Source organism: Streptomyces sp. NPDC079141, assembly GCF_040686775.1.
Classification (GTDB): Bacteria; Actinomycetota; Actinomycetes; order Streptomycetales; family Streptomycetaceae; genus Streptomyces.
In genome coordinates this window covers 685,864-706,432 of record NZ_JBFBLP010000002.1, presented here as the reverse complement: position 1 = coordinate 706,432, position 20,569 = coordinate 685,864, and the positions used below count along the sequence as shown (strand labels likewise).

The following is a 20,569-nucleotide window of genomic DNA, read 5'->3' as shown; positions in this document are numbered from 1 at the left end:
GTCAGACCTCCGCCGCCGTGCGCTCGGACCGGCACAGGACGGCGTACAGGCCCGCCGCCAGCGCCGTACCGATGAACCACGAGTACGGGGCCACATCGCTGAAGGTCTTCACCAGCGCCAGCACCGCCGCGACCCCGGCCGCCGGCAGGAACGCCCACAGGGCCTTGGGGTTGACGCCCTTGCGGTAGTAGTAGCGGGAGCCGGGCTCTGCGGAGAACAGCTCGTCCACGTCCACCCGGCCGCGCTTGACCAGGTAGTAGTCGACCATGATCACCCCGAACAGCGGGCCCAGGAAGGCGCCGAGGCCGCCGAGGAAGTACTGGACGACCGTGGGGTTGGAGAAGAGGTTCCACGGCGTCACCAGCAGCGCGGCGACCGTGCTGATCATGCCGCCGACCTTGAAGGTGATCTTCTGCGGCCAGACGTTGGCCAGGTCGTACGCCGGTGAGACGAAGTTGGCGACGATGTTGACGCCCATGGTGGCGATGGCGAAGGTCAGGGCCCCCAGGACCAGGACCCACGTGTTGCCGACCTTGGCGACGAGCTCCGCCGGGTCGGTGATGGCCCCGCCGAACACCTCCAGCGAGCCCGCCGTGACGATCACCGAAACGACCACGAACGCCGTTGAGTTGATGGGCAGGCCCCAGAAGTTGCCCTTCCGGACGGTCCGGTAGTCGGGCGCGAAGCGGGAGAAGTCGCAGAAGTTCAGCATCAGCGTGCCGTACGTGGCGAGGATCAGGCCGATCGCGCCGAACCACTGCCGCCACTGCTCGCCGACGGAGACGGGGTGCGGGGTGGAGGTGAGCGAGATCGTCCAGCCCGCCTTGGCCAGGATCCAGACCGCCAGCGCGATCATCACCAGCCAGATCGCCGGACCGCAGAAGTCCTGGAACTTCCGTACCGACTCCATGCCCCGGCTGATGATCGCCGCCTGGATCAGCCACAGCGCGAGGAAGGAGACCCAGCCGAGCCCGTCGAGCCCCAGGAACGAGCCGTGCGTCCAGGACTCCAGGCCGGGCCAGGCCGCGAGCAGCATGATGTTGACGGCGACGGAGGCCAGATACGTCTGGATGCCGTACCACATGATGGCGATCACGGCCCTGATCAGCGCGGGGATGTTGGCGCCCCAGACGCCGAAGCTGATCCGGCTGACGACGGGGAACGGCACACCGTGACGCTGGCCGATCTTCCCCATCCAGTTCATGCCGATGTAGATGAGCACGAAGCCGACGAGCAGGGAGGTGAAGACCTGCCACACGTTCATGCCGAGGACCAACAGCCCGGCCGCGAACGTGTAGTTGCCGAGGTTGTGGACGTCGGACATCCACATGGCGAAGAGGTCGAAGACCTTCCAGTTGCGCTTGCCCGCGGGCGCGAGGTCTTCGTTGGTGAGCCGGGGATCGGGGACGAACGCTGGGGTGCCGGTGGCTTCGGCACGGTCGGCGAGGGACACGGGGCCTCCATGGACAGGGGACGGAGGAGGGCGGACGACTGCTTTCCGAGCGTGTTTGGTATACCAAACTGCGGTCATGGTCCTCCCGTCAACCGTTCCGACAGATATCGCTGCCGTTAACGCTCCGTAAAACACCCCCGGAGTCGGAGAGGATGGGCCCATGACGAAGATCGAACCCCTCGGCGCGGTGCGCGAACGCGTCCTGACCACGCTGCGGCAGGAGATCATCGCGGGCCGGCTCCGCCCCGGCGACCGCCTGGTCGAACGCGAGCTGGCCGAGCGGTTCGGGGTGTCCCGGGTCCCGGTCCGGGAAGCGATCCGGGCCCTGGTCGCCGAGGGATTCGTCCTCTTCGAGTCCGCGCGCCGCACGGTCGTACGCCGGCTGACACCGTGCGACGTCAAGGAACTCTTCGAGCTGCGTGAGGCGTTGGAGGTGTACGCGGCGGGCCTGGCCGCGTCCCGGGCGACCCCTCAGGCGCTGGCGGAGCTGCGGGAGCTGCTGGACAGCGCGGCCGTCGCCACCGAGGCCGCGGACGCCGAGACGATCACCGACGTCAACACCCGGTTCCACGACCGCATCCTCGCCATGGCCGACAACAGCCTCCTGGTCTCGGTGCTGGAACCGCTGGACGGCCGCCTGCGCTGGATGACCCGGCGCAACGAGGAGTGGTCCCAACTCCTCCTCGAACACCGGGAGTTGTACGAGGCCATCGCCTCCGGCGACCCGGAACGCGCCCGCGCGCACGCACTGAGCCACGTCCGGGCCAACTACCGCTCGACGGTACGGCAGCTCTTCGAGGACGCCGACGGACCGGTCTGAGCGGGTCGGGTGAAGTCGGCTGCGGTTCGGTAGCGCCCCGAAGGGGCGCGGGGCCGTATCGATATGCGGCTCCACCGGGCGGGCGCGACCAGCCACGACGGCACCGCAGCCGACCGACGGCACAGCGCCGCAAGCGCCGCACTTCGAGCGGAGCGCTCAGCGCGGACTCAGCCCCGCCTCCGTGGCCGCCGTACGCAGCACGCCCCGCAGCATCTCGGGCGTGAGCCGGCCGGTGAAGGTATTGCGCTGGCTGACGTGGAAGCAGCCGTAGAGCCCGAGCCCGTCGAGCGGGACGCGCACGCCGTGGGCGAAGACCGGCCGGGGTCGCGGCACCTCCCAGCCCGCCTCCGCCAGCGCGGGCAGCGCCGCCTGCCAGCCGAACGCCCCGAGCACCACGACCGACCGCAGTGTCGGCCGGAGCAGCCGCAGCTCCTGCACGAGCCAGGGGCGGCAGGTGTCGCGCTCCCCGGGGGTCGGCTTGTTGGCGGGCGGCGCGCAGTGCACGGGCGAGGTGACGCGCACACCGCACAGCTCCAGCCCGTCGTCGGCGGCGACCGACGTGGGCCGCGAGGCGAGGCCGATGTCGTACAGGGCCCGGTACAGCACGTCGCCGGACCGGTCGCCGGTGAACATGCGCCCGGTGCGGTTCCCGCCGTGGGCGGCCGGGGCGAGACCGACGATCAGCAGCCGGGCGTCGGCCGGCCCGAAGCCGGGTACCGGACGCCCCCAGTACGTCTGCTCGGCGAACGCCGCCCGCTTGGTCCGGGCCACTTCCTCGCGCCAGTCGACCAGCCGGGGGCAGGCCCGGCAGTCCACGATCCGCCGGTCCAGCTCGGCGAGAACGTCCATGCCCCCACCGTAAGGCCCGGTCGGCCGCCCAGCTCAGCGACTAAGGTCGGAAGCATGACGTTGCAGGGTGACGAGGACAAGGCCGCCGTCGACCGCAAGAGCGACGCTGCCGCCGCCGACGCCGCCGGTCCGCAGTCCGGCGAAACCGTGCGGATCGACAGCTGGATCTGGGCCGTGCGGCTGATCAAGACGCGCTCGCTGGGCGCCGCCGCCTGCAAGGGCGGGCATGTGCGGGTCAACGGCGAGCGGGTCAAGCCCGCCTACGCCGTGCGCGTCGGCGACGAGGTGCGGCTGCGGCACGAGGGCCACGAGCGGATCGTCGTGGTCAAGCGCCTGATCCGCAAGCGGGTCGGCGCCCCGGTCGCGGTCCAGTGTTACGTCGACAACTCCCCGCCTCCCCCGCCCCGCGAGGCCGTCGCACCGGCCGGAATCCGCGACCGCGGCGCGGGCCGCCCGACCAAGCGCGACCGCCGCGACCTGGAACGCCTGCGCGCACTGGAGAAGGGCGGCCGCCCCGGGGCGCGGTGACGGGAGACGGTCGTACGGAGACAGACATACGGAGACGGACGTACGGTGACGGCCGCGTCCGCGGGACCGAGGTCCCGTGCCGGACGCAGCCGTCACCGTACGTACGCCGTGTCACGCGCCGCGCCTGACCAGCCGCAGCAGCTCCGCGTTGTGGCCGCGCCGCGCCCAGGCGATGAGGGCGAGCGGGACGATCAGGATGAGCGGGGTGGCCGCGTTCTCCCCGTCGAAGACGGAGACCTGGACGACGAACGCGCCGACCATCAGCGCGCTCAACGCGATGCCCGCCAGCGATCGCAGCACCGGGACCAACAGGGCGACGGCTCCGGCCAGTTCGAGCAGGCCGATGGTGTACATGCCCGCGCTGCCCCAGCCCATCTCGTCGAAGGCGTCGGCGGCCGAGGAGTGCGCGATCAGCTTCGGCAGCGCGCTCGCCACGGCGAAGAACAGCGCGAGCAGGATCTCCAGGCCGCGCAGGGCGATCCGGGCGCGGCGGCCGCGGGCGGTCGCGGACTCGGCGATGACGGTGCGGGCGGGGGCGGGAGCGGTGGTCTCGGACATGGGGGTCTCCTGTGGAAAGCGGTCCGTGATGCTGTCAGGGAGGTAGACCGCGCCCCGATGCAAAACTCATCGCTGTCCGGCGGAAGTTGACTCCTCCGGCGGGACGAGCGGAAACCACCCGTGCCCGACGTACCAGTGACCGCCCGCCCGCAGATGGTCCCCCACGGCCCGCTCCACGGCCGTACGCCGCGACAGCCTCTCGACCCCCAGCTCCGGGTCCCCGAACACGAACCCGACGGGATCGGTGTCGGCCGGTTCCGCGTCCTCGTGGGCGGTGCGGAAGCGCTCCTGGAAGCGGACGATGTTGGAGTCGGCCGGCAGATACCGCTTGAGCTGCGGGTCGAGCAGCCAGGAGTGACAGGTCACGACCCGGTGCTTCTCCTCCGGGAAGTGCCGGGCGAAGAACTCCCCGGCCAGCGCCACGGACCGGTCGCAGGCGGCCGGGGACAGCGGTCCGTGACAGTCGGGGATGTGCAGGTTCAGACACGGTGTGCCGGGGATCGCGCCCATTCCGGCCGCGGTGCGCCGCCCCAGTCGCGTCCGCTCGAACTGGAGCCGTCCCAGCTGGTACAGCTCCCCGCGGAAGTGGTGCGTCAGCCAGTACGGGGCCAGGACGCCCGCGCTGCCGTACCGCCTGCGGTGCAGGGCCATGTTCCGCCCGAGGTCGGCGAGGGTGCGCCGGGACACCTCGGCGGGGATGCCGCGTTCGCGGTGGTACGCGCGCGTGTGCGGCAGCGTTGCGACGAAGACGTACAGGGGGAAGCAGCGTTGCAGCGGGCCCGCCGGCCAGTCCGGCTCCAGCAGTTCGACCGTCGTGCCGGTTTCCCCGATGCCCCGGGCGAGCTCCTCGACCGACGTCTCCAGGAAGCGCCGCAGCTCCGGATCGTCGGTGACGCGTCGGCCCATGCGGGCGAGTTCGTTGATGTCCTCGTGCGGGACGCCCAGGTCGATCAGGATCTCGGGCAGATCGTCGCCGTCCGGCAGCAGCACGACGGAAACCCCCTCTTTGTGAACGCCTGTTCCAAAGAGTACGGTCCACAGCAGGAGCGGTGATTGCGATGCGTACGGGCAGTGAACCGACGACCGCGCGCAGTGCCCTGCGGACGCGGTTCTGGCTGAGCGTGTGGGGGCTGGTCTGGGCGCTCTTCGGGACGGTCGCGTTCACGCTGGCCGGACGCCCCGGCTGGGCAGTGGCCTGCGGGGCGCTGACCCTGGTGGTCACCGTCGACATGATCATGATCGTCCGGCACATCCGCCAGGGCCCGCACTACCAGCCGGGCCCGGACATCCCGCCGTACCGGCCGCCGGAGGATCGCTGACTCCGCCGGGCGCTCACGACTCGAACCGCGCCGCCTTCAGATACTGCGGATTGGGGTCCAGCGCGGCGGCCAGCCGGAAGTGACGTACGGCCTGCTCGTCCCGCCCCTGACGCTCGTAGGTGCGGGCGAGCGCGAAGTGCGCGAACGCGTTGTCCGGCTCACGCTCCAGAACGATGGTGAACTCCAGCTCGGCGGGCCTCAGTTGCGCGGCGGCGAAAAAGGCGCGCGCACGCAGCAGGCGCGCTGCGGTGTTCTCCGGATGCGCGGCGATGACACCGTCGAGCAGCTTCACCGCGCCCCGCGGATCCCGCGCGGCAAGCAGATGCTCGGCGGCACGGAAGTCGATGACATGCGTCTCCGGAGTACGTCCGGTCGAACCGCTGGTCTCGGGCACGGCAGAGTCCTTCCCTTGCTGGGTGGGTTCAACGCGCCGGTGAGGGGCGGCTATTCCCGCGCGTCCCCGGAGTCGTGCGCTCTGCCCACCAACTCGGCCCACACGTCCTTCACCCGCTGCTCCAGCTCCGGCAGGGGTACGTCGTTGTCGATGACGATGTCCGCGATGTCCCGGCGCTGCTCGCGGGTCGCCTGGGCGGCCATACGGGCGCGGGCGTCCTGCTCGGTCATGCCGCGCAGCCGGATCAGACGGTCGAGCTGGGTTTCGCGGCTCGCGTCGACGACGACCACGACGTCGTAGAGCGGCGCCAGGCCGTTCTCGGTGAGGAGCGGCACGTCGTGCACGACGACGGCGTCCTCGGCGGCGGCCTCCTCCAGCTCGCGGGAGCGGGCGCCCACCAGGGGGTGCACGATCGAGTTGAGGACGGCGAGCTTCTCGGGGTCGGCGAAGACGATCGAGCCCAGCCGGGGCCGGTCCAGGCTGCCGTCCGCGGCGAGCACCTCCTCGCCGAAGGCGTCCACGACCGCGGCAAGGCCGGGCGTACCCGGCGCCACGACCTCGCGCGCGATGCGGTCCGCGTCGATCAGCACGGCACCGCACGCCACGAGCAGCCGCGACACCTCGCTCTTGCCGGCGCCGATGCCGCCGGTCAGGCCCACTTTCAGCATGACCGGCAGCTTAGGGCCTGGCCCGTGGGCGTCAGCCGTCGCCCTCCCGCTCGGCCAGGAACTTCTCGAACTCCCGCCCGATCTCGTCCGCCGACGGGATGTCCACGGGCTCGGCGAGCATGTTCCCCCGCGTCTCGGCCCCGGCCGCCGCGTCGTACTGGTGCTCAAGGCCCTGTACGAGCGCCACGAGCTCCTCGTCGCCCTCGCGGATCTGCCGGTCGATCTCCGTCTGCGTGCGGTGGGCGTCCGTGCGCAGGGCGTGCGCGACGCCGGGGAGCACCAGACCGGTGGCGGCCGTGATGGCCTCCAGGACGGTCAGGGCCGCGTCCGGGTACGGCGACCGGGCGATGTAGTGCGGCACGTGCGCGGCGACGCCCAGCACCTCGTGCCCGGCCTCCATCAGCCGGTACTCCAGCAGCGACTCGGCGCTGCCGGGGACCTGAGCCTCCTCGAAGGGGCTGCGGTGGCCCGGGACGAGGTCGGCGCGGCTGCCGTGCGGGGTGAGGCCGACGGGACGGGTGTGCGGGACGCCCATGGGGATCCCGTGGAAGTTCACGGACAGGCGGACGCCGAGCCGCTCCACGACCTGCTGGACAGCAGCGGCGAAGCGCTCCCACTCCACGTCCGGCTCGGGGCCGGACAGCAGCAGGAAGGGCGCCCCGGTGGCGTCCTGGACGAGCCGTACCTCAATGGCTGGCACCTCGTACTCGGTCCAGCGGTCGCGCTTGAACGTCAGCAGCGGGCGGCGGGCGCGGTAGTCCACGAGCCGGTCGTGGTCGAACCGGGCCACCAGCTGGTGGGGCAACGAGTCGAGCAACCGGTCGACGATCTGGTCGCCGGTCTCACCTGCGTCGATGTATCCGTCGAAGTGGTAGAGCATGACAAGTCCGGCCGACTCCTGGGCGAGCGCCATGTCGACGACGGCCAGGCCCTTCGGCTCCCAGGCGTACAAATCCTGCGGATCAAGCACAGTGACCGCTCCTCCTCGTGTTCAAAGTGAACAACCAGGCGGAGAGCACACGCATTCCCGCGATCATGAAAACTCAGGGGAGTGCAACTCCCTCAGGGGCGCGGGGAACTGCGCGACCAGCCCCCACCGGCCGGCAGCCGACCATCAACCCAAAGGCGCACAGCAAAGGGGCCGCACCCCGAAAGGTACGGCCCCTCACAGCTAACTGCTAAGCCTCAGCGGCCAGCGTTCAGCTCTGACCACCGGCCAGCTTCTCGCGCAGCGCGGCGAGCGCCTCGTCCGAGGCCAGCGCGCCGGAGTTGTCCGGGCCCTCGGAGGAGTACGAACCGCCACCGGACGCGGCCGGAGCCGCACCCGCAGCGTCGCCGCCCTCGGCGGCAGCCGCGGCGTCCGCCTCACGGGACTTGATGACCTGCTGCTGGTGCTGCTCGAAGCGGGTCTGCGCCTCGGCGTACTGGCGCTCCCACTCCTCACGCTGCTTCTCGTACCCTTCGAGCCAGTCGTTGGTCTCGGGGTCGAAGCCCTCGGGGTAGATGTAGTTGCCCTGGTCGTCGTAGGACGCGGCCATGCCGTACAGGGTCGGGTCGAACTCGACCGACGCCGGGTCGGCACCGAAGGACTCGTTGGCCTGCTTGAGGGACAGCGAGATCCGGCGACGCTCCAGGTCGATGTCGATGACCTTGACGAAGATCTCGTCGTTGACCTGGACGACCTGCTCCGGGATCTCCACGTGGCGCTCGGCCAGCTCGGAGATGTGGACCAGACCCTCGATGCCCTCGTCCACGCGGACGAACGCACCGAACGGAACCAGCTTCGTGACCTTGCCGGGCACGACCTGGCCGATCTGGTGGGTGCGGGCGAACTGCTGCCACGGGTCTTCCTGGGTCGCCTTCAGCGACAGGGAGACACGCTCGCGGTCCATGTCGACGTCGAGAACCTCGACGGTGACCTCCTGGCCGACCTCGACAACCTCGGACGGGTGGTCGATGTGCTTCCAGGACAGCTCGGAGACGTGGACCAGACCGTCGACGCCACCCAGGTCCACGAAGGCACCGAAGTTGACGATCGAGGAGACGACGCCGGAACGGACCTGACCCTTCTGGAGGGTCGTGAGGAACGTCTGGCGGACCTCGGACTGGGTCTGCTCCAGCCAGGCACGGCGGGACAGGACCACGTTGTTGCGGTTCTTGTCCAGCTCGATGATCTTGGCCTCAAGCTCCTTGCCCACGTAGGGCTGGAGGTCGCGGACGCGGCGCATCTCGACCAGGGAGGCCGGCAGGAAGCCACGGAGGCCGATGTCGAGGATGAGACCACCCTTGACGACCTCGATGACGGTACCGGTGACGATCCCGTCCTCTTCCTTGATCTTCTCGATGGTGCCCCAGGCACGCTCGTACTGGGCGCGCTTCTTCGAGAGGATCAGGCGGCCTTCCTTGTCCTCCTTCTGGAGGACAAGGGCCTCGATCTCGTCACCCACGGCGACGACCTCGTTGGGGTCGACGTCGTGCTTGATCGAGAGCTCGCGGCTCGGGATAACGCCTTCGGTCTTGTAACCGATGTCGAGCAGGACCTCGTCCCGGTCGACCTTCACGATGACGCCGTCGACGATGTCGCCGTCGTTGAAGTACTTGATCGTCTCGTCGATCGCGGCGAGGAAGGCTTCCTCGTTACCGATGTCGTTGACCGCAACCTGCGGGGTGGTGGCGGTGGTCTCGGTGCTGCTCGTCATGTGGGAAAGGGCTCCGGTTACGGACAGAAGGTCGTAGGTACTGCTACGCCGGGAGCCCGTATCGCTCTGAAGAAGCCGGACAGCCAAGGAAGCGCCCCACCAGCAAAGTGGTGATGCGCCTCGAAAACCGAGGGGACATACAACAGATGCGAGCGCAGCCTGCTACGTCTGAGGTGCGCAGGCCCGCAGCGCAACTTGTAGCATACGGGGGCAGCCGGGCAGGGTCAATGCGCGAAGGCGCACACCCGGGGCGGATCGCCGCATTCCCGGCACAAGAACTGTCTCTGGAGGCCACACAGGCCTGAGACATCTCTCCCGTGACACCCCCCGTGGGGACGAGTTGGAGGGAAGAGTACGACGAGGGAGCCGATCATCCAAGAGCGTGAGTCGTTCGAACCGGAAGCCACCCGTCGGGCGGCCGACGTCACGGAAAGCGCCCGGGCCAACCGGGGCTGGTGGGACCGGAACGCGGACGAGTACCAGGTCGAACACGGCACATTCCTCGGCGACGACCGCTTTGTCTGGGGCCCCGAGGGCCTGGACGAGGTGGAGGCCGAGCTGCTCGGCCCGCCGGAGGAACTCAAGGGCAAGGACGTCCTGGAGATCGGCGCGGGCGCGGCCCAGTGCGCGCGCTGGCTGGCCGAGCAGGGCGCCCGCCCGGTCGCCCTCGACATCTCGCACCGCCAGCTCCAGCACGCCCTGCGCATCGGCGGCTCGTTCCCGCTGGTGTGCGCCGACGCCGGCGCCCTCCCCTTCGCCGACGCCTCCTTCGACCTGGCCTGCTCGGCGTACGGGGCACTGCCCTTCGTCGCCGACCCGGTGCTGGTCCTAAGGGAGGTGCGCCGGGTGCTGCGCCCGGGCGGCCGGTTCGTCTTCTCGGTCACGCACCCCATCCGCTGGGCCTTCCCGGACGAGCCCGGCCCGGAGGGGCTGAGCATCTCCGGCTCCTACTTCGACCGCACGCCCTACGTCGAGCAGGACGAGGCGGGCCGGGCCGTATACGTGGAGCACCACCGGACCATCGGCGACCGGGTGCGGGACGTGGTGGCCGGCGGCTTCCGCCTGGTCGACCTGGTCGAGCCGGAGTGGCCGGCCTGGAACACCTCGGAGTGGGGCGGCTGGTCCCCGCTGCGCGGAAACCTGATCCCGGGCACGGCGATCTTCGTCTGCGAGCGGGACTGACCGAGAGGCACGCGCGCGTGGAGGGGCGTTTCGGCGCCGTAAGACACTAGGGGGCGTGATCCGCTACGACGCCCTGGACGCCCTTCCCGTACGCAGTGCCCTGCCCGGGCTGACCGACGCTCTGGAGGCGCACGGCACCGCTGTCCTGGTGGCGCCGCCCGGGACCGGCAAGACGACGCTCGTGCCGCTGGCGCTGGCGGGTCTGCTGGACTCCGGCGCGCCGGCACGGAAGGTCGTCGTCGCGGAGCCCCGCCGTATCGCCGCCCGCGCCGCCGCCCGGCGCATGGCGTGGCTGCTGGGCGAGAAGGCCGGCGGGAACGTCGGCTACACGGTGCGCGGGGAGCGCGTCGTCGGGCGGCACACGCGCGTGGAGGTCGTCACGACCGGCGTGCTCCTCCAGCGCCTCCAGCGCGACCAGGAGCTGGCCGGGGTCGACGCGGTGGTGCTCGACGAGTGCCACGAGCGGCATCTGGACGCGGACACGGCGGCAGCCTTCCTGTGGGACGTACGGCAGGCGCTGCGGCCGGAGCTGCGGCTGGTGGCCGCATCGGCGACGACCGACGCGGAGGGCTGGGCGCGGCTGCTGGGCGGGGCGCCGGTGGTCGAGGCGGCGGGCGTCTCGCACCCCGTGGAGACGGTGTGGGCACCGCCCGCGCGTCCCGTACGGCCGCCGCACGGGATGCGGGTGGATCCCGCGCTGCTGACGCATGTGGCGTCGGTGGTGCGGCGGGCGCTGGGCGAGCGGGACGGGGACGTGCTGTGCTTCCTGCCCGGCGTGGGCGAGATCGCCCGGGTCGCCGGGCAGCTCGGCGAGCTCGGTGGCGTCGAGGTGCTCCAGGTGCACGGGCGGGCGCCGGCAGCCGTGCAGGACGCGGTCCTGGCGCCGTCCGAGCGGCGCCGGGTGGTGCTGGCGACGGCCGTGGCCGAGTCCTCGCTGACGGTTCCCGGAGTCCGGGTGGTGGTGGACTCCGGGCTCGCGCGGGAGCCGCGTGTGGATCACGCGCGCGGGCTGAGCGCGCTGACGACGGTACGGGCCTCGCAGGCGGCGGGACGGCAGCGGGCGGGGCGCGCCGGGCGTGAGGCGCCGGGGGCGGTGTACCGCTGCTGGACGGAGGCGGAGGACGTCCGTCTGCCGCGTTTCCCGTCCCCGGAGATCAAGGTGGCCGACCTGACGGCGTTCGCCCTTCAGACGGCCTGCTGGGGGGATCCCGACGCCTCCGGGCTGGCGCTGCTGGATCCGCCGCCGGCCGGCGCGATGGCGGCGGCACGGGCGGTCCTGACGGCCGTGGGGGCCGTCGACTCCGCCGGGCGGGCCACGGAGCGGGGCGTACGGCTGGCCCGGCTGGGCCTGCATCCCCGGCTGGGGCGGGCCCTGCTGGACACCTCCGGCGCGGGGGCTTCCCCGGGTGCGGGGGCCGAGGTGGTGGCGCTGTTGTCGGAGGAGGTTCCGCGGGAGTACGGCGTCGATCTGGCGGCGGCCCTGCGAGCCGCCCGGCGTGGGGGTGACGGCTACTCGGGGCGGTGGCGGGCGGAGGTGCGGCGGCTGCGGGCCGTCGCCGGTGCGGACCCCGGGGGCGGTCCGGGCGCGCCCGGTCAGGACGTGGCGGGCTCCGCCGACCGCCTCGCCGGACTCGTCGCCGCCCTCGCCTTCCCCGAGCGCGTGGCCAAGCGGGACGGCGGCTCGTATCTCATGGCCTCCGGGACCAGGGCCGATCTTTCCGACGGCTCCCCCCTGCACGGCGCCCCCTGGATCGCCGTCGCCGCGGCCGACCGGCCCGTCGGCAAGGGGCACGCGCGTGTGCAGCTCGCCGCGGTGGTCGACGAGGACATGGCCCGGTCGGCGGCGGCCTCGCTGTACTCCGAGAGCCAGGAGGTGCACTGGGCCGACGGGGACGTGGTGGCGCGGCGCGTGGAGCGGCTCGGGGCGATCGAGCTCGCCGCCCGGCCCCTGAAGGACGCCGACGCCGCCCTCGTACGCGAGGCGCTGCTCGAAGGGCTGCGGCAGGAAGGGTTCTCGCTGCTGCGGTGGTCGCCGGAGGCCGGGCTGCTGCGGCAGCGGCTCGCCTTTGTGCAAGCGCGTCTCGGGACGCCCTGGCCCGATGTTTCCGACGACGCGCTCCACGCGCGCGTGGACGAGTGGCTGGAGCCGGAGCTGAGCCGGGCCCGGCGGCGGGCCGATCTCGCGCGGATCGACGCCGGGGAGGCGCTCGCGCGGCTGCTGCCCTGGGCCTCCGGGGAGGCCGGGCGGCTCGACGAGCTTGCCCCCGAGCGGATCACCGTGCCCAGTGGGTCCAGGATCCGGATCGACTACTCCGACCCCGAGCAGCCCGTGCTCGCCGTGAAGCTCCAGGAGATGTTCGGACTGCACGAGTCGCCCTCCCTCGCCGGGGTGCCCGTCCTCGTCCATCTCCTCTCCCCCGCCGGCCGCCCCGCCGCCGTCACCGCCGACCTCGCCTCCTTCTGGAGGGACGGCTACAAGGGCGTACGGGCGGAGTTGCGCGGCCGCTACCCGAAGCATCCGTGGCCCGAGGACCCGGCGTCCGCGGAGCCGACGCGGCACACCAACGCCCGGCTCAGGCGCTGACCGGTTCGGGCTCGTCGGCCTTCGCGGGTTGCGGACCGGCCGGGCGGCGGCTGCGGGCCTCCAGGTACAGCGACAGGGACAGCAGCGCCAGGCCGAGGACCAGGAAGCCCCACGGCAGGTACGAGGTCATCAGCAGGACCAGGGTGCGGTTGGACTTGACCAGGTCCACCGTGTGGTCGATGTAGTCCTCGCGCATCTTCACGTGGCCGGCGAACGCCGTGACCTTGTCGCGGTCGCCGAGGAGGGTGCCGCCGCGCAGTTCCTCCCGGTGGATCTCCTCGCCGTAGACGGGGGCGCCGGTGACGGGTTCGACCCAGAACTTGCGGACCGTGGTGTACCAGCGGGTCGTGCCGGTGTCGGCGAGCGTCTCGGCGCTGACGCCGTCGACCGGCAGGACCTTGGGGTACTTCACCTTCGTCCACGGGACGGTCTGCTCGAAGTAGTAGACCTCCAGACCGCGGAAGTCCTGGGTGCCCTTGTAGTGGATGGGGGCCGAGGTCCGGGTCTGGGCGTCGAAGTACTCGTAGTCCCGTTTCTCGGTCAGGAACGGCCACTTGAACTCGATGCCCTCGCGCCGCACGGGGTCGCCGTCGACCGACTCGCCGGTGGCGTGGACGGGTTCCTGTGTGTGGGCGTCGAAGATGTAGCGCTCGGGGATCTTGGAGACCATCTTGCCGTCGGGGCCCTGGACGTAGGACAGCCCGTCCCAGACGACCACGTCGCGGCCCGCCGTCCTCTCGATCCGCTCGGAGGCCTCCACGTTGCCCTTGAGGGTCTGCACGATGGTGACCGCGGAGACCTTGCGGGCCTTCATCGTGCCGTAGTCGAGGAGGGTGACGTCCTTGGCCTCCAGGACCATGTCCTGGTACTGGTTCGCGGGGATCTTGGCCAGCCGCGGGAAGGCGTACCAGCGCAGCATCGGGGACAGCGTCGCGAAGAACACGGCGAAGGCGAGCAGGATCAGACTGGCCTTGCGGCGCATCTCGGCCTCCCTCCCGGGCGGTTACGGGTGTGCGGGCACCGTCGTCAGCAGCGGCTTCGGGGAGGTCTCGCCGGACGGGGAGCCCAGTGCGGTGAGCGTGAACACGAGAGCGAGCGCCACCGCGAGACCGGTGGCGGCGGCGATGAGGGCGCGCATGAGGCCTCCCCACGGGCCGGAACTGATGCATCGTCAGTTCCGGCACCGTAGCAACGGCCGGCCGAGATGAGAACACGTTGCACACACAACGACGGCGCCCCTCCGTGGGGAGGGGCGCCGCCAGTGTCGTACGGGGTGTTACGCGCTCGGCGACTCCGAGGTGGACTCGGACGGGGTCGGCGACGGCGACTCGGCCGCCGCCACGGTCAGCTCGACCGTGAGCGTGGCGCCGCCCGCGGTGTTGATGCGCAGCAGGAACGTGCCGGCGGTGTCGTCCGCGAACAGCTTCGGCAGCGTGAGCAGACCGTCGGCGTTGGTCTCCAGGCCGGTCAGGGTGCGTACGGCGTTGCCTTCGGCGTCCTTGAAGTAGGGGCCCTTGGTGTTCTCGGACGGGTCGTCCGCGGAGGTGATCAGCGTGGCCGTGGCCGCGACGCCGTCCGCCACCGCGCCCTGGTACGTGGCCTTCACCTGCACCTGGTCGGCGAACTCGCCGCCCGGCGTGCAGGTCAGCGCGGTGTCGCTGGTGCGGGCGAGGGCGTCGGCGACGCGCTCGGTGACGGTCGCCGTGTAGTCGAGGCCGGTGATCGAGCGGCCCACGACCGTGGCGCGGACCACGAACTCACCGGTCTTCTCGCCCGCCTGGAGCGCCGGCGCGACGGCCGTGCCGCTGCTGTTGGTGAGGGCCGTGGCGTACTTCTCGCCGCCGGTGAAGGTGGCGTCGGTGTCGCCGACGATGGTGAAACGGATCCGCACCTTGGCGACGCCCTTGCCGGCCGAGGTCTCCGCGCGGGTGCTGATCTTCTCGCCGAACGTGTCGCCCGCCATGGCGGTGAGCTTGGCGGTGGCGGCGTCCTCAAGGTGGTGCACCGTGTCGGTGGGAGTCTGCGGAGTCTCCGTGGCCGGCGGAGGCGATGACGGCGGCGGGGTGGGGCTCTGGGAGCCGCCGTTGCCGCTCGGCGGGGTGCTCGGCGGCGTCGTGTCCCCCGGGTCCGGCGACGGCGTCGGGTTGGCCCCGCCGTTGTCGTCGCTGCGGTCCTCCGGGATCGTCCCGGTGCCGTCGGGGATCTCGTGGGTGCCCTTGCGGTAGTGCTCCAGCCACGCCAGGACGGTGTTCAAGTAGTCCGTGGAGTTGTTGTAGCTGAGGATCGCGCTCTTGAGGTCGGACGGGGAGGACAGGTCCCAGCCGAAGCGGCACAGGTAGTGGCCGGCGGCGAGCGCGGCGTCGTAGACGTTGTTGGGGTCCTTCTTGCCGTCGTCGTTGCCGTCGCGGCCCGCCCACGCCCAGGTGGACGGGATGAACTGCATCGGCCCCACGGCACGGTCGTAGGAGCTGTCCCCGTCGAACGCGCCGCCGTCGGTGTCGCTGATGCTGGCGAAGCCGACGCCGTTGAGCTGCGGGCCGAGGATCGGCGAGTACGTCGTGCCGCTCGCGTCGACACGGCCCCCGCGCGCGTGTCCCGACTCGACGTGACCGATGGCCGCGAGGAGCTCCCAGGGCAGGTTGCAGCCGGGCTTGGACTCCTGGAGCGAGGTCGCGGCCTTCTTGTAGGCGTCCAGGACGGTCGCGGGTATGCCGGACTCACTGCCGGTGCTTCCCGATCCGTCCGCGCTCGGCGACGGGCTGGGGCTGTCGAGGGGCGGCAGGTCCGTGTAGTACGGCGAGTTGCCGGTCGCGCTCTCCTCGGCGGGAACGTCGGGAGACGGCTGGGAGTCGCCGGTCGTCCGTCTGCCCTGGTCGTCGACCGTCACTCCGGGAGCCTGGGACGCTGCCAGTGCCGCGACCGCCACTGCGGCAACGGCGGTGTTGGCCGCCCCCTTGCGCAGCCTCCTGCCGAAATGCGCCGACATAGAGTGAACCCCTCCCGCGGACGCCGGAGCGCCCGTCTCTACCTGTCCCGTCGCCCTGTTGTGACGAACGACCCGCCTCGGTGGTTGCACCCACAGGGCCGTTCGATACTCGGCCCGCGCAGATCCGTCCGTATTTATCCGTACGTCGCCGTGCTCCCCGCGCGTCAACCCAAGTGACCCTACGACAACTTCCGCGTCACGGGCACCCGTTCGTGCCCGATATTCACCGGTTGGCCATGCGTGATACTGGGCGGGCCGATCACATCCCCTCGCGAGGAGCCGCGTTGCCGTTCACCCTGAGCCATGCGGCGGCGGTCCTCCCCGCCGTGCGCACCGACGGAACGGGCCGGGGCCGACTGGTGCCGGCCGTCCTCGTCGCGGGGTCCTTCTGCCCCGACATGACCTACTACGCGGCGAGTGCGCTGCCCGGTGCGATGGAGTTCGGCGAAGTCACGCACTCCTTCCCGGGCGTCTTCACCGTCGACGTGGCCGTCGCCTGGGCGCTGGTGGGACTGTGGCTGCTGATGCGCGAGCCGCTGGTGGCGCTGCTGCCGCGGACCCGGCAGGGCAGACCGGCCGCCCTGCTGCGCTGCGGGACACCACGCGCGCGCGTGCGGCCCTCCTTGCTGCTGTGGTGGTACGCCTCCGCGGCCCTCGGCGCACTCACCCACGTCGTGTGGGACGCGTTCACACATCTCGACCGCTGGGGGATGCGGCTGTTCCCCGTCCTGGGCGAGGAAATCGCGGGCTCCCCTCTGTACTGGTACCTCCAGTACGGCGGTTCGGCGGTCGCGGCAGCCGTCATCGCGGTGTTCGTGGCAGTGGCGCTACGGCGGACTCCGGTGGCCCCTCCGGTCGGGGTCCCGGCGCTCTCGGTGCGGGACCGGTGGGTGGCGGGCGCGGTGCTCGGCGGCTGTGCGGTGGTGGGGGCGGTGCAGCGGGCCGTGCGGTGGTGGGCGTACTGGGGTTCGTCCGCGAAGCCGTGGGAGCTGATTCCCACGGTGTGCTTCGGGGCGGGCGCCGGGCTGGTGCTGGGGCTGCTGCTGTACGCCGTGGGCGTCAGGGTGTGGCGTCCGGCTCCGGTGTCGGACCGTTCCGGTGCGCTGGAGAAGGCGGCTCGCTGATGAAGACGGTGACCGTACGGATGTGGCCCGGCCGTGGGAGCCGGGCGAGGACGAGGTCGAGGTAGCCGCGGCCGGCCTCGGCCCACAGGCGCGGGCGCAGGCTCCGGAGTGTGGTGACTGTTCGGCGCAGGGCCGTCTTCAGGTCGACGGGGACGCGGGCGGTGCTCGCGGCGGCGGCGAAGGCCGGGACCGGGAGGAGCGGGACCTTGGGGGCGGCGTCGGGGTGGACCCCGGCGGGCTCTGCGGGGGCCGTCCGGCGGTGGAGCATGCGTATACCCATGCCCGCATCCTTACGGGGGTCGGGGGTCAGGGGCGTCTTCGCGGGGGCCACGTGGGTGATGGGGCTGGGCCCCGAGCGTCTGCCCGGTAACAGTCGTGCGGGGGCTGCGGGTCGCTTGTGGCCGGTCGCGCCCACGCGGCGGAGCCGCACATCGATGCGGCCCGCGCCCCTTCGGGGCGCTGGAGCTCGCCCCACGCCCTCTTCCCGCCGCCGCGGCAACAACCACGACGGCGGCTGCCGGCGGTGCCGAGCCAGCCGCAAGCCATGACCTCACCGCCCCAGCCGGCACGCACCCGACACCTGACCGACTCCGACCGGCCCGACCGGCCCGACCGGCCCGACCGGCCCGACCGGCCCGACCGCCGGAGGCTAGTGCGCTGCCGACTCCCAGTCAGCCCCCGCGCCCACCGAGACGCCCAGAGGGACGTTGAGCTGGACCGCGGACGACATCTCGCGGCGGACCAGTTCCTCTGCGGTCGTCCGCTCGCCGGGGGCGATCTCCAGGACGATTTCGTCGTGGACCTGGAGGAGCATGCGGGACTTCAGGTCCGCCTCGCGCAGCGCCTTGTCCACGTTGAGCATGGCGATCTTGACGATGTCCGCCGCCGTGCCCTGGATGGGTGCGTTGAGGGCCATGCGCTCGGCGGCCTCGCGGCGCTGGCGGTTGTCGCTGTTGAGGTCGGGCAGGTAGCGGCGGCGGCCGAAGAGCGTCGCCGTGTAGCCCGTCGCCCGCGCCTCGTCCACGACGCGGCGCAGATAGTCCCGTACGCCGCCGAAACGCTCGAAGTACGCCTCCATCAGCGCGCGGGCCTCGGCGGCCTCGATGTTCAGCTGCTGGGAGAGACCGAAGGCCGACAGGCCGTACGCGAGGCCGTACGACATCGCCTTGATCTTGCGGCGCATCTCCGCGTCCACCGCGCCGGGCTCGACCGCGAACACCTGCGAGGCGGCCGTGGTGTGCAGGTCCTCGCCGGAGGTGAACGCCTCGATCAGGCCCTCGTCCTCGGACAGGTGGGCCATCACGCGCAGCTCGATCTGGCTGTAGTCCGCCGTCATCAGGGACTCGAAGCCCTCGCCGACGACGAAGCCGCGGCGGATCGCCCGGCCCTCGTCGGTGCGGACCGGGATGTTCTGGAGGTTCGGGTCCGTCGACGACAGACGGCCGGTCGCGGCGACCGTCTGGTTGAAGGTCGTGTGGATACGGCCGTCCGCCGCGATCGTCTTGATCAGGCCCTCGACCGTGACCCGCAGCTTCGCCTGCTCGCGGTGGCGGAGCATGATGACCGGCAGTTCGTTGTCGGTCTGGGTGGCGAGCCAGGCCAGCGCGTCGGCGTCGGTGGTGTAACCGGTCTTGGTCTTCTTCGTCTTGGGCAGGCCCAGCTCGCCGAAGAGAACCTCCTGGAGCTGCTTGGGCGAGCCCAGGTTGAACTCGTGCCCGGCCGCCGCGTGCGCCTCCTTCACCGCCTGCTGGACGGCGCCGGCGAACATCTGCTCCATGGCCTGAAGGTGGTCCCGGTCGGCGGCGATGCCGTGCCGCTCCATGCGGGCCAGCAGAGTGGAGGTGGGCAGCTCCATGTCGCGCAGGAGGTCGGCCGCGCCGACCTCCTGGAGGCGGCCCTCGAAGGCCTCGCCGAGGTCGAGGATCGCGCGGGCCTGCACCATCAGCGCCTCGGCCTCGGCGCTGTCGTCCGCGCCGAAGGCCAGCTGGCCGTCGGCCGCCGCGGCGGGGGCCAGCTCGCGGCCCAGGTACTCCAGGGACAGCGCGTCCAGGTCGAAGGAGCGGCGGCCAGGCTTGACCAGGTAGGCGGCGAGGGCGGTGTCCATGGAGACACCGTCGACGGTCCAGCCGTGCTCGGCGAAGACGCGCATCGCGCCCTTGGCACTGTGCAGGACCTTGGGGCGGGCGGCGTCGGCCAGCCAGGACGCGAACGCCGTCTCGTCGGCCTCGTCCAGCTCGGACGGGTCGAACCAGGCGGCCGCTCCCCCGGCCGCGGCGAGCGCGACCTCGGCCACCGAGCCGGTGCCCAGCGCCCAGGTGTCGACGGTGGCCAGACCGAGCGGCTCGGTGGCGTGCTCGGCCAGCCAGCCGGCCAGCTCGCCGGTGCCCAGCACCGTGCCGTCCAGCTCCACGCCGGCCGCGACGACCGGGGTCTCCGCGGCCTCGGCGGAGCCCGGGTCGACCGCCAGCAGCCGCTCCCGCAGGGACGGGTTGCGGATCTCCAGGGTGTCGAGGACCATCGCGACCGCCGTGCGGTCGTAGGGGGCGCGCTCCAGGTCGGTCACGGTCTTGGGCAGCTCGACGGTGCGCACCATCTCGGTGAGCCGCCGGTTGAGCTTGACCGCCTCCAGATGGTCGCGGAGGTTCTGTCCGGCCTTGCCCTTGACCTCCTCGACCCGCTCGACGAGCTCCGCGAACGACCCGAACTGGTTGATCCACTTCGCGGCGGTCTTCTCGCCGACGCCGGGGATGCCCGGGAGGTTGTCGGACGGGTCGCCGCGCAGGGCCGCGAAGTCGGGGTACTGCGCGGGCGTCAACCCGTACTTCTCGACGACCTTCTCCGGAGTGAACCGGGTCAGCTCGGAGACGCCCTTCGTCGGGTACAGCACGGTCGTGTGCTCGCTGACCAGCTGGAAGGAGTCCCGGTCGCCGGTGACGATCAACACCTCGAAGCCCTCGGCCTCGGCCTGGGTGGCGAGCGTGGCGATCACGTCGTCGGCCTCGAAGCCGTCGACCGCGAAGCGGGAGACGTGCATCGCGTCGAGGAGCTCGCCGATCAGCTCGACCTGGCCCTTGAACTCGTCCGGGGTCTTGGAGCGGTTCGCCTTGTACTCCGTGAACTCCTCGGAGCGCCAGGTCTTGCGGGACACGTCGAAGGCCACCGCGAAGTGCGTGGGCGCCTCGTCGCGCAGCGTGTTGGCCAGCATCGACGCGAAGCCGTAGATCGCGTTCGTCGGCTGGCCCGTCGCGGTGGTGAAGTTCTCCGCGGGCAGCGCGAAGAACGCGCGGTAGGCCAGGGAATGCCCGTCCATGAGCATCAGCCGCGGGCGGCCGGCGCCGGGGGTGCTGTCGGTCTTCTTCGATGCTGTCTCTGCCACGTCCCCGATCCTGCCACGAGCCACTGACA

General features: G+C 71.5%; 19 protein-coding genes. 6 read left to right on the top strand and 13 right to left on the bottom strand.

Annotated features, from left to right (window positions below; genetic code table 11):
- Nucleotide 1 precedes the first annotated feature (1 nt).
- Nucleotides 2-1,453 (bottom strand): NCS1 family nucleobase:cation symporter-1, encoded by a 1,452-nt coding sequence (locus tag AB0Q90_RS08285; protein WP_363158214.1) that lies wholly within the window; start codon nt 1,451-1,453, stop codon nt 2-4.
- A gap of 160 nt (nt 1,454-1,613) precedes the next feature.
- On the opposite strand from AB0Q90_RS08285, the gene AB0Q90_RS08280 reads away from it, so the two are divergent.
- The gene (locus tag AB0Q90_RS08280) at nt 1,614-2,273 is read left to right on the top strand and encodes a GntR family transcriptional regulator (protein WP_363158213.1); all 660 of its coding nucleotides are present in this window, start codon (nt 1,614-1,616) and stop codon (nt 2,271-2,273) included.
- Between the two features lie 156 nt (nt 2,274-2,429).
- On the opposite strand, the gene AB0Q90_RS08275 is transcribed toward AB0Q90_RS08280, so the two are convergent.
- Complete coding sequence (locus AB0Q90_RS08275) at nt 2,430-3,122, bottom strand: uracil-DNA glycosylase (RefSeq protein ID WP_363158212.1); 693 nt, start codon at nt 3,120-3,122, stop codon at nt 2,430-2,432.
- A 54-nt stretch (nt 3,123-3,176) separates the two neighbouring features.
- Here AB0Q90_RS08275 and AB0Q90_RS08270 point away from each other — a divergent pair, with 54 nt between their 5' ends.
- On the top strand, nt 3,177-3,650 hold the full coding sequence (locus AB0Q90_RS08270) for an RNA-binding S4 domain-containing protein (RefSeq protein ID WP_363158211.1): 474 nt from the start codon (nt 3,177-3,179) through the stop codon (nt 3,648-3,650).
- A gap of 111 nt (nt 3,651-3,761) precedes the next feature.
- Here the strand turns inward: AB0Q90_RS08270 and AB0Q90_RS08265 are convergent, their stop codons facing one another.
- The gene (locus tag AB0Q90_RS08265) at nt 3,762-4,208 is read right to left on the bottom strand and encodes a DoxX family protein (protein ID WP_363158210.1); all 447 of its coding nucleotides are present in this window, start codon (nt 4,206-4,208) and stop codon (nt 3,762-3,764) included.
- A gap of 66 nt (nt 4,209-4,274) precedes the next feature.
- Nucleotides 4,275-5,195 carry an acyltransferase domain-containing protein gene (locus AB0Q90_RS08260; RefSeq protein WP_363158322.1) on the bottom strand — a complete coding sequence of 307 codons (921 nt, stop codon included), beginning with the start codon at nt 5,193-5,195 and terminating at the stop codon, nt 4,275-4,277.
- Nucleotides 5,196-5,266: 71 nt separating this feature from the next.
- Between AB0Q90_RS08260 and AB0Q90_RS08255 the strand changes: the two genes are divergently transcribed.
- Nucleotides 5,267-5,527: a DUF6343 family protein gene (locus AB0Q90_RS08255; RefSeq protein WP_363158209.1), complete on the top strand. Its 261-nt coding sequence runs from the start codon at nt 5,267-5,269 to the stop codon at nt 5,525-5,527.
- A 13-nt stretch (nt 5,528-5,540) separates the two neighbouring features.
- Here the strand turns inward: AB0Q90_RS08255 and AB0Q90_RS08250 are convergent, their stop codons facing one another.
- The 4 genes from AB0Q90_RS08250 to rpsA all read right to left on the bottom strand — a co-directional run bounded on the left by AB0Q90_RS08250 (nt 5,541) and on the right by rpsA (nt 9,288).
- Complete coding sequence (locus AB0Q90_RS08250) at nt 5,541-5,921, bottom strand: tetratricopeptide repeat protein (RefSeq protein WP_363158208.1); 381 nt, start codon at nt 5,919-5,921, stop codon at nt 5,541-5,543.
- A gap of 50 nt (nt 5,922-5,971) precedes the next feature.
- The gene (coaE, locus tag AB0Q90_RS08245; RefSeq protein WP_363158207.1) at nt 5,972-6,589 is read right to left on the bottom strand and encodes a dephospho-CoA kinase; all 618 of its coding nucleotides are present in this window, start codon (nt 6,587-6,589) and stop codon (nt 5,972-5,974) included.
- 31 nt (nt 6,590-6,620) lie between these two features.
- A complete protein-coding gene (locus tag AB0Q90_RS08240; RefSeq protein WP_363158206.1) occupies nt 6,621-7,559 on the bottom strand; it encodes a PAC2 family protein in 939 nt (312 codons plus the stop codon).
- A 229-nt stretch (nt 7,560-7,788) separates the two neighbouring features.
- Nucleotides 7,789-9,288: a 30S ribosomal protein S1 gene (gene rpsA, locus AB0Q90_RS08235; RefSeq protein WP_363158205.1), complete on the bottom strand. Its 1,500-nt coding sequence runs from the start codon at nt 9,286-9,288 to the stop codon at nt 7,789-7,791.
- A 369-nt stretch (nt 9,289-9,657) separates the two neighbouring features.
- Here rpsA and AB0Q90_RS08230 point away from each other — a divergent pair, with 369 nt between their 5' ends.
- Both AB0Q90_RS08230 and hrpB read left to right on the top strand, forming a co-directional pair.
- A complete protein-coding gene (locus AB0Q90_RS08230; RefSeq protein ID WP_363158321.1) occupies nt 9,658-10,470 on the top strand; it encodes a class I SAM-dependent methyltransferase in 813 nt (270 codons plus the stop codon).
- 55 nt (nt 10,471-10,525) lie between these two features.
- A complete protein-coding gene (hrpB, locus tag AB0Q90_RS08225; protein WP_363158204.1) occupies nt 10,526-13,054 on the top strand; it encodes an ATP-dependent helicase HrpB in 2,529 nt (842 codons plus the stop codon).
- On the opposite strand, the gene AB0Q90_RS08220 is transcribed toward hrpB, so the two are convergent.
- The 3 genes from AB0Q90_RS08220 to AB0Q90_RS08210 all read right to left on the bottom strand — a co-directional run bounded on the left by AB0Q90_RS08220 (nt 13,044) and on the right by AB0Q90_RS08210 (nt 16,040).
- The gene (locus AB0Q90_RS08220; RefSeq protein WP_363158203.1) at nt 13,044-14,036 is read right to left on the bottom strand and encodes a DUF3068 domain-containing protein; all 993 of its coding nucleotides are present in this window, start codon (nt 14,034-14,036) and stop codon (nt 13,044-13,046) included. The genes hrpB and AB0Q90_RS08220 overlap by 11 nt on opposite strands.
- 21 nt (nt 14,037-14,057) lie before the next feature.
- Entirely contained in the window at nt 14,058-14,192 is a 135-nt protein-coding gene (locus tag AB0Q90_RS08215) for an SPW_0924 family protein (protein ID WP_363158202.1), read from the bottom strand.
- A gap of 138 nt (nt 14,193-14,330) precedes the next feature.
- Nucleotides 14,331-16,040: a lytic transglycosylase domain-containing protein gene (locus tag AB0Q90_RS08210; RefSeq protein WP_363158201.1), complete on the bottom strand. Its 1,710-nt coding sequence runs from the start codon at nt 16,038-16,040 to the stop codon at nt 14,331-14,333.
- Nucleotides 16,041-16,324: 284 nt separating this feature from the next.
- Here AB0Q90_RS08210 and AB0Q90_RS08205 point away from each other — a divergent pair, with 284 nt between their 5' ends.
- The gene (locus AB0Q90_RS08205; RefSeq protein ID WP_363158200.1) at nt 16,325-17,164 is read left to right on the top strand and encodes a DUF4184 family protein; all 840 of its coding nucleotides are present in this window, start codon (nt 16,325-16,327) and stop codon (nt 17,162-17,164) included.
- Here the strand turns inward: AB0Q90_RS08205 and AB0Q90_RS08200 are convergent.
- Together AB0Q90_RS08200 and polA are read right to left on the bottom strand one after the other, a co-directional pair.
- On the bottom strand, nt 17,100-17,444 hold the full coding sequence (locus tag AB0Q90_RS08200; protein WP_363158199.1) for a hypothetical protein: 345 nt from the start codon (nt 17,442-17,444) through the stop codon (nt 17,100-17,102). The genes AB0Q90_RS08205 and AB0Q90_RS08200 overlap by 65 nt on opposite strands.
- 369 nt (nt 17,445-17,813) lie before the next feature.
- A complete protein-coding gene (gene polA / locus AB0Q90_RS08195) occupies nt 17,814-20,540 on the bottom strand; it encodes a DNA polymerase I (RefSeq protein ID WP_363158198.1) in 2,727 nt (908 codons plus the stop codon).
- Nucleotides 20,541-20,569: the final 29 nt, after the last annotated feature.